A 12791-nucleotide genomic window follows, 5' to 3' on the forward strand; every position below is an offset into this window, starting at 1 on the left:
TATCAGACCTAGTACGAAATTTCCATTTAAGCTTCCCAGTCATCCTCCCATTCTTCTTCCCAATCTTCCTCTTCTTCATCCCAGTCATCCCAAGCTTCTACTTCTTTCTCCTCAGCGAAATCATCTTCGCTATCCGATACAACGTTCTTCACAAAAAGGGCTACAGAAGTATCGTCAACCATCAAACTGAGTAAAATCTGCCGCATATCTGCTTCATCTAGCTGATCCACCAGCTTCTGATAGACCTCACGGCGTCCTTTACGTTTTGGGGGAGTCAGCGGCTTATTCTTTTCTTTCGCTCTCGTATAGGCGAATAAAACAGCCGCAAGATGTTTGCAATTAAAACCAGCCGCAAAGTGAGGACAATTACAAAATTCCTCCACGACCTTGCCCTGTTTTAGCGCAATTTCTACTTCATAAAGCTCTGTGCCGAATACTTCGGCCAGAATAAGCTGATCATCCGCTCTCAGTCGCGCCACACAACCGCTTAAATAATACTCTTTTCCTCTTTCCAAAATATGGGATTCAAAATAATCTTGCCATTCTAGCATTACTTCTCTCCTCCTCATTCATTAAACTAGAGAACTATGATAGGATTTAATCGATTGCTTATTAATACTGCCGAATAACTGGCGGTTCGTAGGCTTGAATAAAGGCTTCAAGCTCCTTCGTTGTTTGCGCAAAGCCAATTTTTTCGCGATCGGCCTGCGTCAAGAACTCATTTTCCACCATATTGTCATACAAGGCTCTCGTTGCGCGGTAAAAATTGTTCACATCATAAAAAGCACACGGATTCGGGTTCTGACCGATTCTTGACCATGAGATCATCTCCGTGATTTCTTCCAGCGTACCAGGACCGCCTGGTAGTGCGACAAAGGCCTGAGATAATTCGAACATTTTCCGTTTTCTTTCTGACATCGTCTCGACGACATGGAGCTCGGTCAATCTAGGATGTGCTAGTTCCCGATCTTTTAAAAAGATTGGGATCACCCCGATCACCTGACCGCCATTTTCTAAGACAGCATCTGCCAATACGCCCATCAAGCCCGCTTTTCCGCCACCATAAACCAGCGTATTTTTTCGTGAGGCGATCCACTGCCCCAATTCTTGGGCGGCTGTTGCAAAACTAGGTTCATTACCGACACTGGCACCACAATAGACTGCAATTTTCATAAAACTCTCCATCATCCTTCTCAATCATTTTGAAATAGTATATCATGATTCTGATAAAGGTTCTGGGAAAGGATGGAAAAAAATTTATGAACATTGAGGAGTATCAACGATTTATCAGTGACTTCTACAAAGCCCGCAACTGGTATCAGTACGATCCGTTTATTCGGGCGAATTTTTTAGCAGAGGAAGTCGGTGAAGTGAGCCGTGCCATTCGGACATTGGAGATCGGTCGCGACCGTCCCGATGAACAAGAAGGCTTGCCAGAAGAAAAACTGGCAAACCTGACGGAAGAATTGGGTGATGTACTGGATAACTTATTTATTCTCGCCGATAAATATGATATTTCTCTAGAAACGATCATGCAAAAACACAAAGAGAAGCTATTATCTCGCTATCAAATGGACCACGTGACAGAAAAAAACAGCTAACGGGCTACTTGTTGCGGAACGGGCAGCGGCAAAGGTTGCTTTTCCCAAATACAAAAAACCAACGTTTCTGTGGTCGATCGGCCAGTGAAACGTTGGTTTTCTTCTATTATATAAAAAGTTGGTTCTCCTTTTTATGCAGTAGGAGGTGCTTATTGTGCCATTTGCTCTACCAGTTCTTCCAATCCAGTCAAGGCTTGGTAGCCGTAGCCAAAGAGATAATTGTAGTCCATGCTGTAGACTTGTTTGTTTTTGATGGCTTTCATGCTGGAGAGTTTGTCATTTTTGTACAAGCCTTCAATGATTTCTTGACCAGAAACACTGCCTTCGATCGTTGACCAGTCGCCGACGATCAAGACATCGGGATCCGTTTCGATCAAGGTTTCGACACTGACTTCTCCTGAATAGTCTTGAAACACATTGTTCAGTTTGATCATGTCAAAGTTGCTGTTGAAAAAAGACTCATCTTGAGCGGCATAGACACTGACCACACTTGGATCAGACATAAAGAGATGGGCAAAGGTTTGCTCTTCTTTGTCTGCTACTTTTTCTTCCAAGGCACTCTGGCGATCCTTTAATTCTTTTTCAAAAGCAGCGGCTGCCTCAGGGACATTGAAGAGCTTACCAAGGTTTTCAATGTCTTGATAAACGGAATCAAATGTCGCCCCAGTGACAGAGGTTTCTTGGACGTAAGTCGGAATACCCATCTCGTTCAAGGAATCAACGGTGCCGACGCCCCAATCTTGGTTATCGAAAAGTCCCCCGCGACCAAAAATCAAATCTGGATCCACACTTAGCGCCGTTTCTTTACTGATATAGTCACTGCCAAGGTCGTTTAGTTCTGCATAATCAGCAGCAACTTCCTCATCGGCGGCACCAAAGGTTGCACCGACACCCGCAATCTGATCCTTGAGGCCGAGATGCAGCAGCAATTCCGCTGCTGGTCGTGTGTTGGCTACGACTTTTTTTGGTGCCTCATTAAAGGTTTGGTCCTTGGCAGTCCACTGCGTGCCGCCCTCTGCTTTGGTGTAGTTGCTGATGGTTAAGGGATACGTACTTTCTGTCTGTGAGGAAGAAGCCGAAGTTCCTTCATCCTTCGTATTGCCGCAAGCGCTTAATGTAAAGACTGCCAATCCTACCCCAATCATTTTTCCCCATTTATTCATCTGTTTGCTCCTTTTCAAAATAATAATGAAACCCTAATCCGCCTGTGATCGGATGATGGTAAATACTGCATTTCACGCCATAGATTTCTTCGATCAGTTCTTCTGTCAGCAACGTTTCTGGTTCGCCATACCCTACGACCCGACCATCTTTTAAGGCATAGATGATGTCGCAATAGTTAGCTGCTTGTTCCAAATTGTGCAGCGCCGCCAACAAGCCAATCTTCAGATGCTTGACGGTTTCTAAGATCTCCAGTTGATATCGGATATCCAAATGATTGGTCGGCTCATCGAGAATCATAAATTTCGGTTCTTGGGTGATGGCACGAGCAAGGACGACCCGCTGTTTTTCGCCTCCTGATAATGAGAGATAGCTGCGTTTTCTGTAGGCACTTAACCCTGTTTTGGCTAAGGCTTCAGTGACCAGCTCATGATCGGCTTTGGTGTCTTGTTCCAACAAACCCTTGTGGGGCGTGCGGCCTAAAAGCACCATCTGTTCTACTGTTAAATCAAAGCTCAACTCATTGAACTGACTGACGACGCTGACTTGCTGGGCGACTTTTTTTTCGGAACTTTTCAAAATATTCATCTCACCCAAATAAATGTCGCCGCTGTCAGGTTTCAATGTTTTGTAGATAGCTTTTAACAATGTAGATTTGCCGCTGCCGTTGGAACCAATCAAGCCGACAAATTGCCCCTGTGCGGTTTGGACGGAGATGTCTTTTAGTATCTGCTGATCCCCGATCGTCAGATTGAGCTTTTCAACTGCTAATTTCATTCCGTCACCCCCCAAAGTTGTATTGCCGTTTGACAATGATATAGATAAAGATCGGTGCACCGATCAGCGCTGTAATGATCCCGATCGGCAGTTCGACTCCTTGCAGAGTCGAGCGGGCGATCACATCCGCCCAAATCAAAAACAACGCGCCTGTCAAAGCGGTCAAAGGCATCAACAGGCGATGATCCGACCCGCTGACTCCACGTACGATATGAGGAATAATCAAGCCGACAAAGCCGATCATACCAGAATTCGCAACGATGATACTGGTTAATAGCGCTGCTAGCAGCATGTAAAAACGACGATAGAAAGTCAGCTTGACCCCTAAGGTGGAAGCAACTTCATCTCCCAGCAAAAGCGTATTCAAAACACGGTATTGCGTCAGGAAGAACAGCGTGATCAAAGAAACCAGAACCACGATAAAGCCTAATTTGTTCCAAGAAGCCGAGGCTAAGCTGCCCATCGACCAAAACGCCACAGTCTTCATCCCTTCTGCATTGCTAGCCAGATAGATGATCAAGTTTGAAACAGAGCTGCATAAGGCACTGACGATCGTCCCCGACAGCACGAGTTTTGTGGAAGTCATTTTCCCACCGATACTAGCAAGCAGCAGCACCAAAATGGTGGCAATCCCCGCTCCTGCAAAGGCACCAAACGATAAGCCCAGCTGCAAGACTAGCGCCGAGCCGCCAAAACCGACTAAGATGGCGAAGGTCGCCCCTAAGGATGCGCCAGAAGAGATCCCAAGGATATAGGGATCTGCCAGCGGATTTTGGACCACTGCCTGCATCACTGCCCCGCTGATCGCTAACCCCATGCCCACAAAAATAGAGAGCAAGACCCGCGGTGCCCGAACAAACCAGACGATATTGATGTTTGCGTCTGAAATGCCTGAAAGATCACCAACCAATCCATGGCTGATTTTATAGAAGAGAATTTGGTAAACTTCGCCAAGGGTGATATTGGCTTGACCGTTTGCCAAAGCAACTCCTGCAGATAAGAGAATGGCGACAACTAAAACACAGCAAATGATTGTCGAAACCATCCAACGATTTGATTTAATCAACCCTACCGACATGTGATTCTCCTTTATTCAGCACGACCCCCTCCTAATTTCACAGCAAAAACAACCTTGACTGTTGCCTCGCCACCATCATAAAAGAAGCATCTGTGCGTTTTTTCGCTTATAACAGTTCTTCTCATGAAAAGCGCCAAAGCCATGTGCTGCTTTGACATCTATTTGCAAATGAGAATCACTCTCAATTAATAGAGTCATTATAAGGAACCTTTTGTGAAATGTAAATAATTTTCTGAAAATTTCCTTAAATAAGAGTTATTCTAATGTTCGTGATTGATTGGGCGTTTTCCTCTCCATTGACCTATCGAAAATACGGTACCCGTGAAGAAGCGAATCCTTTGGCATAATAATCAAGTGTTTTTTTTATGATGAAAAAAAGACAGACTTCATTTTGTACGAAGTCTGTCTCCAGTCTGATGCCTATGCTCAGGCAGGCTTTTTCTTGCTAGCTTCCCTTTGTTCGAACGTGAAACCTATGCGTTGCCAAGGATTTGCTGATTCAACGAAATCATCTCCAAAAGACCTTGAGCGGCTTCGCTGCCTTTGTTGCCAGCTTTGGTTCCCGCCCGTTCAATGGCTTGTTCAATCGTTTCAGTCGTCAACACACCAAACATGATCGGAATGTCGGCATTCAGACCAATTTGGGCTACGCCTTTCGCCACTTCATTTGAGATCAATTCATAGTGGGTCGTTGCTCCGCGAATCAAGGCACCTAATGTCACGATCCCATCGTATTGCTTGTGGTCAACGATTTTTTTGGTAATATACGGAATCTCATAAGCACCTGGTACCCAATACACGTCGATGTTTTCTGACTTGACTCCATGACGCAACAAATTGTCTTTGGCGCCTTCCACTAACTTGGAAGTGATAAACTCGTTGAATCGTGAGACTACGATCCCTACTTTGACTGCCTCTCCCTGAAACGTTCCTTCAAATACTGTCATCGCTCATTCTCCTTTGGTTGATTAAATAGATAGGTAATGGTGAAACTTTTCTTTCTTCGTTTTCAAATAGCTGCTATTTTCTTTATGCGCAGGCATCTCCAGCGGTACTCGTTCTGCTACCTTAATTCCTAAGCTTTCTAATTCCTTCACTTTGTCAGGGTTGTTGGTCATCAATTGAATCTCCTGCACTTCTAAGGAACGTAAAACATCGGCGGCAAACGTGTAATGACGGGCATCTGCTGCAAACCCTAATGCAATATTTGCTTCATAAGTATCCATGCCTTGTTCCTGCAGCTGATAGGCACGGAGCTTGTTCCGCAAGCCAATACCGCGGCCTTCTTGGCGTAGATACAAAATCGCACCGCGGCCTTTTGCTTCGATCTGCCGCATCGCTTCTTGCAGCTGTTCGCCGCAATCACAGCGATGAGAGCCGAAGACGTCGCCTGTTAAACACTCTGAATGGATCCGTAGTAACAGCGGCTCGGTAGTATGTTGAATCTCGCCTTTGGCTAGTAAAAGGTGTTCATTGCCGAACTCATCTTCAAATAAGGTCAATTGGAACGCCCCATAAGCCGTTGGCAGATCCACCGTGATAGGCGTGGTTCCTCGTAGATATTCCGCCAACTCATCAATGGTCAAAAACGGCAGCTGCCATTTTTCTGCTAATTTTTTCAATTCTGGGACCCGAGCCATCGTGCCATCTTCATTTAAAATCTCACAAATGTAGGCTGCTTCCACGCTGCCAGCAAGCTTTGCTAAATCCACAGCCGCTTCTGTATGTCCTCTGCGTTCCAACACGCCGCCAGGTTGAGCGGTCAATGGGAAGATATGGCCAGGGCGATAAAAATCCGCAGCTTGTGACGCTGGATCAGCCAATTTTTCAATCGTCACTGCCCGGTCTTTCGCAGAAATTCCCGTACTCGTCGTCACGTGATCGACACTGATGGTAAACGCGGTGCCAAAGGCATCCGTATTATTGGCGGTCATCTCAGGCAATGCCAGCTTTTCAGCGATCGCTTGTGAGATGGGTGCACAGATCAAGCCGCGGCCATAAGTCGCCATAAAATTGACAGATTCTGGCGTTGCGTATTCAGCGATCCCAATCAAATCTCCTTCTGATTCCCGATTTTCATCATCGGCGACAATCACTAAGCCGCCTTTTTTTAACCATTCCACTGCTTGTTCTACTTTATGCATCGTCTGCCTTCTTTCATTTTCGTTGGTATTTGACATATTTCCCGATCATATCCGTCTCGATATTGACCCACTCCCCTTGTTTCAACTGCCCCAGCGTCGTCTGGTCTTTGGAATGGGGGATCAAGCTAACGGAAAATGCCTGTGCCGTCGTTTGGGTAACCGTCAAACTGACGCCATTGATCGCAATCGACCCTTGCGGAATGATTTCCCCTTGCACACTGACAGGGTAAGCAAACGTCAAGATCAAGGCATTTTCCAACTGCTTTTTCTGGATCAAACGGGTCGTTACATCAATGTGGCCTGCGACAAAGTGGCCTTCAAAACGCTGCGTTGCTGCCATCGCTCGCTCCAAATTGACTTCGGCACCCACCGAGAGTTGTTTAAAGGTCGTTCGTTGAAAGGTTTCTGGCATGATATCCACCGTAAACGTCGTCGCTTGTTTGGCGATCGCCGTCAAACACGTCCCGTTGATCGCCATACTGTCTCCGATTTGGTAATCCGCCAGTAATCCTTCGGACGCACTGCAAGTTAGCTGGATCGTGCGGCTTTGCTTGCGGATCTCTTTGATGCGGCCTTTTTCCTGAATCAATCCTGTGAACATTCCTCTGGTCTCCTTCCTCGGATGCAAACATCTTCCCCAACTGCAGTCACCGTCACCTCTGTTAGCTGCTGCAGCTGTTTCGGGGTACGCTCACTGGTAAAACTTGCGAGACTATTGCCCCCAAGAAACTTTGGCGCCACATAGGTAATGCTTTCTTGCCACAGTCCGCTGGCTAAAAAGGCATCATGGATCGCAGCGCCTCCTTCTACGTATAGCGATTGGACCTGTCGTGCGGCAAGCTCCTTCAGCAATGCAACAATTGTCAACTCTTCCAGCTGGATCACTGACACATGAGCTGGCAAATCACTGACAGTTGTCTGCTGCGTAAAAATCCACACAGGTGCCGAATCATCGGCAAACATTGCCAAATGGGGTTGCGACAGCGTTCGCCCCCGACGGTCTAACACGATGCGAATCGGCGGAAAGCTGGTTTCAACCGTGGTCAATAACGTGGGATCATCCGTCAACACCGTCTGACTGCCCACTAAGATTCCTTGATAGTCTCCACGTTCTTGATGGACGTTTTGCCAAACCGCTGAACCAGTGATCGCACTGCGGGTTAACGCATCATGAGCGATCCGGCCATCTAAAGTGATCGCTTGCTTCAACGCCACGTAAGGTCGCTGATGCTGATGGTAAAAATTATAGTGTGGATTCAAACGGCGCACCGCTGTTTCTTCGATGCCCACCAACACGTCGATGCCCTGTTCTTCTAAAAAGCGCTTGCCTTGTCCTGCCACGATCGGGTTAGGGTCTAACTGGCCGATGACTACCTTTTTGATGCCGCTGTCGATGATCAGCTGGGTGCAAGGCGGCTGTTTTCCTTGATGGTTGCAAGGTTCTAACGTCACGTATAAAGTCGAATTGATTAGGTCTTCGGAGGAATGGCATTGTTCGATGGCGTTTCGTTCCGCATGGGGCTGCCCATAGACTAAGTGAGCCCCTTTGGCAATGACCCGTTGCTCTTTGACGATCACAGCGCCCACTAGCGGATTGGTAAAGGTTTGGTAACGCCCTTTTTTGGCTTCTGCGATCGCCAAACGCATGTATTCGTTATGCATCTTCCTTCCTCCTTTCAATAAAAAAATGCCTCGTGAGAATCTCACGAGGCATAGACAAACAAGACCGGCAAAAAATCAATTTTAGACGCACTGCGCCCCTTGAAATTTTGTGGTTTCTCTTCTCCCATCCAGACTTTCACTGTCGGTGCCAGATTCACACTGGCTCCACCGCATAGCTATGCGGGTCACGGACTTCAAGCATTGCGCTTGTCACCGTCGGTCGGGAATTACACCCTGCCCCGAAGAATACTATTCAATTCATGTGCATTTTAGCCCGACCATTTTTGTTTGTCAATAGGCCTGATTACAAGCCGATAGGAATTCCTCTTGGCTTTTTCTTTTGGCAACCCAAAAGCAGCGACAGCAGAAACCCCTTGTCGTTCCGCCATTTTACTAAGCTGCAGCAAGGCGATTTTGCCTGTAAAAAAACACAAGAAAACCTAGGTTAAATATTTTTTCTCGAACGAAGCCATTTATCAAACTCCGTCACGAGTAAGACGACCATCCCAGAAGCTGCTGAGATGACCCAGCCGATCAAGGACATGTCCTCCGTATGAAAGGCGCTTTGCATAAATGGAACATAGGTCAATAACAGTTGCAGAACTAGCATCACACCAATGATCACGAACGCTTTTGGATTGGTGAAGGAAGCTTTAGAAAACGCTGGTGCACTGGTACGGATGTTGAATAAATAGAAAATCTTACTTAAGACCACGATATTGACCATCATGGTACTAGCAACGGCTTCGCTGACGCCTTGCAGCAAGAGCCAGTCATGAGCGATCAAACTGATGACTGCCATCAAGATCGACACATACGCCATCTGCCAAATATCGTGGCGATTCAACAATTTATTGCCTGTCTTTCGCGGTTTGCGGCTCATGATCCCAGACTCTGCTGGTTCAAAGATAAACGCAAACTGGATCGTAATAGCAGAAACCATGTTGATCCACAGCAGTTGTGTCGCCTGCAGCGGCAATTCTTTTTGCATCATGATCGTAAAGGCAATGATCAGCCCTTCGGCAAAAGATGTCGGCAACAGAAACAGAATGCTCTTTTTGATGTTGTCATAGATCCTGCGTCCTTCGCGAATCGCTAAGGACATGGTACCGAAATTGTCATCGGTCAAGATCATATCAGCAGAATCTTTGGCTACATCCGTGCCGCTGATCCCCATCGCTACACCGATATCCGCCCGCTTCAACGCAGGGGCATCGTTGACACCGTCCCCTGTCATCGCCGTGACTTTGCCTTTAGCTTGCAGCGCTTTGATAATGTCCAATTTATTTTTCGGCGTGGTTCGTGCAAAGACTTGATTCGTCAAGGCAGCATCTTGAAATTCAGCTTCGCTCATCTGATCCAACTCGGCACCAGTCACGACGTGAATTTCATCCGCTAAGCCAAGCTTTTCCCCAATCGCTTTGGCGGTCAGAGGGTGATCGCCAGTGATCATTTTCACTTGAACACCGGCTTGGTTCATTTCCTTCAGGGAGGCAATCACTTCTTCTCGCGGCGGATCGATGATCCCAGCGATCCCTAGTAATTGCAGCCCTTGCTCAAAAATCGTTTCATCAATGTGATCGATCGAAACTTTCTGATAGCCCACCGCTACCACTCGTTTGCCTTCTGCCGACAAGCGGCGGACATGGCCTGTCCAATAGGCTTCATCAAAAGGCGCCGCTTGTTTTTGCACCATTTCAAACAATTTATCTGGGGAGCCTTTAACAAATAGCAAGCGTTCCCCCGCAGGGTTTGCCACTAGTTTCGCCATGTAGCGGTTGTCCGAATCAAAGGGCAGCATATCCAGCTCTTGGTAAGCAGGTGCTTGCGGATAGGCAAACTGCTTATGATACAGCGTCAAAAAGGAGCCGTCTGTTGGTTCCCCATTGATCGTCCAGTGATTTCCTTCTGGGACCAGTACCGTATCGTTGGCTTCGTAACCAGCTTCCAAAAACAACTGCAAGGTGTCTTGCGCGTGGACCTCCTCCTGCTTTGGACGAATTTCTCCCACCGGCGCATAGCCGTCACCCGTCACTTCATATTCCTGCTCAGCCAATACGATGTCTTTGACCGTCATTTCATTTTTGGTCAGGGTACCTGTTTTATCCGTCGCGATCACATCCACTGAGCCTAGCGTTTCAACCGCTGGCAGCGTTTTGATGATGGTGTGCTTGTTTTTTGCCATGTCGCTGACACCCATCGCCAAAACCACCGAGGTCGTTGCTGGCAATCCTTCTGGGATCGAGCCGACGATCATGGTGACAACGGCTAAGGATAAGACAGAGATCGCATAGGTTTGCTGGAACAAGCTGACGACAAATAGCAAGACCGCCACGCCCATGATCACGTAGGTGATGCCTTTCCCCAGTCCATCGATCTCTTTCATCAATGGCGTTTTTCGTTCTTCCGTTTGATTGACTTCAGCTGAGATTTTCCCAATTTCAGTCTTGACGCCAGTAGCGATCACGATCCCTTTCCCGCTTCCTGACGTCACGGAAGTCGAAGCAAACGCCAAATTCCGTTGTTCCGCTAATGGAGTTGCTTCATCCATTAAGGCATCTGTTATTTTTTCCACCGAATCGGCTTCACCAGTCAAGGCGGATTCTTGGATACGCAAGTTGTCGGCTTCGATGATCCGCAGATCTGCGGGCACATTGTCACCAGCTTCTAGGAATACGACATCCCCTGGAACGACTTCGGCAGCTGGAATATCTTGCCGAATCCCATTCCGATAGACCGTGGCTTCTGCTGATAGCATCTCTTTGATTCGTTCTAACGCATCGGAAGCATTGGCTTCTTGGTAATAACCGATCAACGCATTGACCAGTACGACGATGCCAATGATCACGGCATCAGAGAAATGCCCCATCAGCAGCGTTAAGATGGCGGAGAAAATCAAAATGTAGATGATCGTGTTATGGAATTGTCGCAGCAGCAAACGCCACTTGGCGGTTTTTTTAACCGCTAATTGGTTCAATCCGTAGGTTTCTAACCGCTCGGTTACTTGCGCCTCATCTAATCCTTGATCGATTGACGGCACCTGATACTGTTCGATTGTTTCTGACACTGATAACTGAAACTCTTTTTTATTCATTTTTTTCTTCTTCCTTTTCTTTTTCATTGATGGATAACACAAATAAGCCCCTTATTTAGAAACTGCTCCTAAATAACGCGCTGTTGTTTGTCTCCTATTCAATTAAAAAGTAAGGCAAGTCAAAATAGTGTTTCTGCTCACCGTCACTCGAGTCGCTTGACATTCGTTTACCACCCCCTCTAAAGTTAGCAATAAGCGTAACAAACTATTTTTCCAAAGTCAAGAGTCACCGCTTTCAAAAATGAAAAGTGGCTGGCTTCTTCACAAAAAAAGCCGCACGCCAACGATTCGTCGCCGTGCAGCTCCTTCAGTACATTCTCTTCAAGCCCAAAGGCTCGCCTTAAAGCTGATCCAGTGACTCGCTGATGGGGGTTTCCCCAGCTTGGACTTTGATGACTTTTTGATAAGTTGCTGGACGTTCCAGCATTTCACCTAACAAGACGGCGACATCCTCGATGGGGATCGCACCAGAGGTCGTTTCACTGATCTCGATCAAACTAGATCCTGGTGTTTCTTTCAACGCACCCGGCTGCAAAATCGTATAGTCTAGTGCGGTGTTGTCGATCAGCCAGCGATCAGAGAAAAATTTGGCGATCGTGTAATCCATCAATGACGCCATGCCTTCCCTTTGCCACTGTTCAGGTTCTAAGGCATAGGCTGAGCTAAGGTGGATGTAGCGCTTGATTCCTTTTGCTTCAGCGGCTTGCATCACTTTGACCGCACCATACAGATCAGATTGCAGCAAGTCTTTGCCTCGGGAACCCGCCACGAAGTATACCGCTTCCGCATCTGCGAATTTCGCCGCCATCTCTTCCGGTTCCGTGTGTAAATCAAAGAACACGGGCTTGATCGTCTCCGTTTCTGTGATTTTCTCACTGCTGCGCGCACCAGCATAAACGATGTGTCCTTGTTTTTCTAGAAAGGTGATCAATTTTTGGCCTACTCGTCCAGTAGCACCAACGACAAAAATTTTCATTTTCTTTGCTCCTCTCGTTTCTTTTTCCAACTCTTGCTAGTATCATCGTAGGACAAAAACCAAGATCCAACAACTATTCTGTTTCTAAACGAAGGGGAAAAAAGCACAGCACAAACCAATTCTTGCTGTTTTTCCCCATAGAAACCCATGTTTTTAAAAAAACACCCAAAAAAATGAAAAAAATTTTCTCAAACGATTGACAAAGCGTTGACTCTTTTGTAGACTAGGTAGAAATAATTTAAATATTTAGAAAATTCAAAATAAAGCAAAGGACGGTGGCGTATATGACCCGCACCAA

The 12791-nt window shown here is 46.7% G+C and carries 12 protein-coding genes and 1 riboswitch; of the genes, 1 reads left to right on the plus strand and 11 read right to left on the minus strand.

Features of this window, described 5'->3' with window-relative positions:
* Positions 1-26: 26 nt before the first annotated feature.
* Together IGI69_RS15610 and IGI69_RS15615 are read right to left on the minus strand one after the other, a co-directional pair.
* Positions 27-551 (minus strand): SWIM zinc finger family protein, encoded by a 525-nt coding sequence (locus IGI69_RS15610; RefSeq protein WP_074934166.1) that lies wholly within the window; start codon positions 549-551, stop codon positions 27-29.
* A 61-nt stretch (positions 552-612) separates the two neighbouring features.
* Complete coding sequence (locus IGI69_RS15615) at positions 613-1173, minus strand: TIGR00730 family Rossman fold protein (protein WP_176324005.1); 561 nt, start codon at positions 1171-1173, stop codon at positions 613-615.
* An 86-nt stretch (positions 1174-1259) separates the two neighbouring features.
* Here IGI69_RS15615 and IGI69_RS15620 point away from each other — a divergent pair, with 86 nt between their 5' ends.
* Entirely contained in the window at positions 1260-1601 is a 342-nt protein-coding gene (locus IGI69_RS15620; RefSeq protein WP_015510530.1) for a MazG nucleotide pyrophosphohydrolase domain-containing protein, read from the plus strand.
* 149 nt (positions 1602-1750) lie between these two features.
* On the opposite strand, the gene IGI69_RS15625 is transcribed toward IGI69_RS15620, so the two are convergent.
* The 9 genes from IGI69_RS15625 to IGI69_RS15665 all read right to left on the minus strand — a co-directional run bounded on the left by IGI69_RS15625 (position 1751) and on the right by IGI69_RS15665 (position 12493).
* Positions 1751-2764, minus strand: a complete 1014-nt coding sequence (locus IGI69_RS15625) for an ABC transporter substrate-binding protein (protein ID WP_010748956.1) — start codon at positions 2762-2764, stop codon at positions 1751-1753.
* Positions 2757-3539, minus strand: a complete 783-nt coding sequence (locus IGI69_RS15630; protein ID WP_010748955.1) for an ABC transporter ATP-binding protein — start codon at positions 3537-3539, stop codon at positions 2757-2759. Before IGI69_RS15630 ends, IGI69_RS15625 begins: the two co-directional genes overlap by 8 nt.
* A gap of 4 nt (positions 3540-3543) precedes the next feature.
* Positions 3544-4617, minus strand: a complete 1074-nt coding sequence (locus tag IGI69_RS15635; protein ID WP_005233272.1) for a FecCD family ABC transporter permease — start codon at positions 4615-4617, stop codon at positions 3544-3546.
* 473 nt (positions 4618-5090) lie between these two features.
* A complete protein-coding gene (ribH, locus tag IGI69_RS15640) occupies positions 5091-5564 on the minus strand; it encodes a 6,7-dimethyl-8-ribityllumazine synthase (protein ID WP_086338767.1) in 474 nt (157 codons plus the stop codon).
* Positions 5565-5585: 21 nt separating this feature from the next.
* Positions 5586-6797, minus strand: a complete 1212-nt coding sequence (gene ribB, locus IGI69_RS15645) for a 3,4-dihydroxy-2-butanone-4-phosphate synthase (protein WP_086338768.1) — start codon at positions 6795-6797, stop codon at positions 5586-5588.
* The gene (locus IGI69_RS15650) at positions 6775-7362 is read right to left on the minus strand and encodes a riboflavin synthase (RefSeq protein ID WP_005230617.1); all 588 of its coding nucleotides are present in this window, start codon (positions 7360-7362) and stop codon (positions 6775-6777) included. Before IGI69_RS15650 ends, ribB begins: the two co-directional genes overlap by 23 nt.
* The gene (ribD, locus tag IGI69_RS15655) at positions 7347-8423 is read right to left on the minus strand and encodes a bifunctional diaminohydroxyphosphoribosylaminopyrimidine deaminase/5-amino-6-(5-phosphoribosylamino)uracil reductase RibD (protein ID WP_086338769.1); all 1077 of its coding nucleotides are present in this window, start codon (positions 8421-8423) and stop codon (positions 7347-7349) included. Before ribD ends, IGI69_RS15650 begins: the two co-directional genes overlap by 16 nt.
* 112 nt (positions 8424-8535) lie before the next feature.
* A riboswitch (FMN riboswitch) is annotated at positions 8536-8674 on the minus strand.
* 194 nt (positions 8675-8868) lie between these two features.
* Positions 8869-11517 carry an HAD-IC family P-type ATPase gene (locus IGI69_RS15660; protein ID WP_086338770.1) on the minus strand — a complete coding sequence of 883 codons (2649 nt, stop codon included), beginning with the start codon at positions 11515-11517 and terminating at the stop codon, positions 8869-8871.
* A gap of 340 nt (positions 11518-11857) precedes the next feature.
* Positions 11858-12493 (minus strand): NAD(P)H-binding protein, encoded by a 636-nt coding sequence (locus IGI69_RS15665; RefSeq protein ID WP_086338771.1) that lies wholly within the window; start codon positions 12491-12493, stop codon positions 11858-11860.
* Positions 12494-12791 lie beyond the last annotated feature (298 nt).

Source organism: Enterococcus sp. DIV1083b, from assembly GCF_051713705.1.
Lineage (GTDB): Bacteria > Bacillota > Bacilli > Lactobacillales > Enterococcaceae > Enterococcus_D > Enterococcus_D casseliflavus.

Excerpts from the sequence above, each read along its gene's own strand:
- IGI69_RS15610 (WP_074934166.1), bottom strand. The coding sequence starts at position 551 with ATGCTAGAATGGCAAGATTATTTTGAATCCCATATTTTGGAAAGAGGA.
- IGI69_RS15615 (WP_176324005.1), bottom strand. The coding sequence starts at position 1,173 with ATGAAAATTGCAGTCTATTGTGGTGCCAGTGTCGGTAATGAACCTAGT.
- IGI69_RS15620 (WP_015510530.1), top strand. The coding sequence starts at position 1,260 with ATGAACATTGAGGAGTATCAACGATTTATCAGTGACTTCTACAAAGCC.
- IGI69_RS15625 (WP_010748956.1), bottom strand. The coding sequence starts at position 2,764 with ATGAATAAATGGGGAAAAATGATTGGGGTAGGATTGGCAGTCTTTACA.
- IGI69_RS15630 (WP_010748955.1), bottom strand. The coding sequence starts at position 3,539 with ATGAAATTAGCAGTTGAAAAGCTCAATCTGACGATCGGGGATCAGCAG.
- IGI69_RS15635 (WP_005233272.1), bottom strand. The coding sequence starts at position 4,617 with ATGTCGGTAGGGTTGATTAAATCAAATCGTTGGATGGTTTCGACAATC.
- ribH (WP_086338767.1), bottom strand. The coding sequence starts at position 5,564 with ATGACAGTATTTGAAGGAACGTTTCAGGGAGAGGCAGTCAAAGTAGGG.
- ribB (WP_086338768.1), bottom strand. The coding sequence starts at position 6,797 with ATGTCAAATACCAACGAAAATGAAAGAAGGCAGACGATGCATAAAGTA.
- IGI69_RS15650 (WP_005230617.1), bottom strand. The coding sequence starts at position 7,362 with ATGTTCACAGGATTGATTCAGGAAAAAGGCCGCATCAAAGAGATCCGC.
- ribD (WP_086338769.1), bottom strand. The coding sequence starts at position 8,423 with ATGCATAACGAATACATGCGTTTGGCGATCGCAGAAGCCAAAAAAGGG.
- IGI69_RS15660 (WP_086338770.1), bottom strand. The coding sequence starts at position 11,517 with ATGAATAAAAAAGAGTTTCAGTTATCAGTGTCAGAAACAATCGAACAG.
- IGI69_RS15665 (WP_086338771.1), bottom strand. The coding sequence starts at position 12,493 with ATGAAAATTTTTGTCGTTGGTGCTACTGGACGAGTAGGCCAAAAATTG.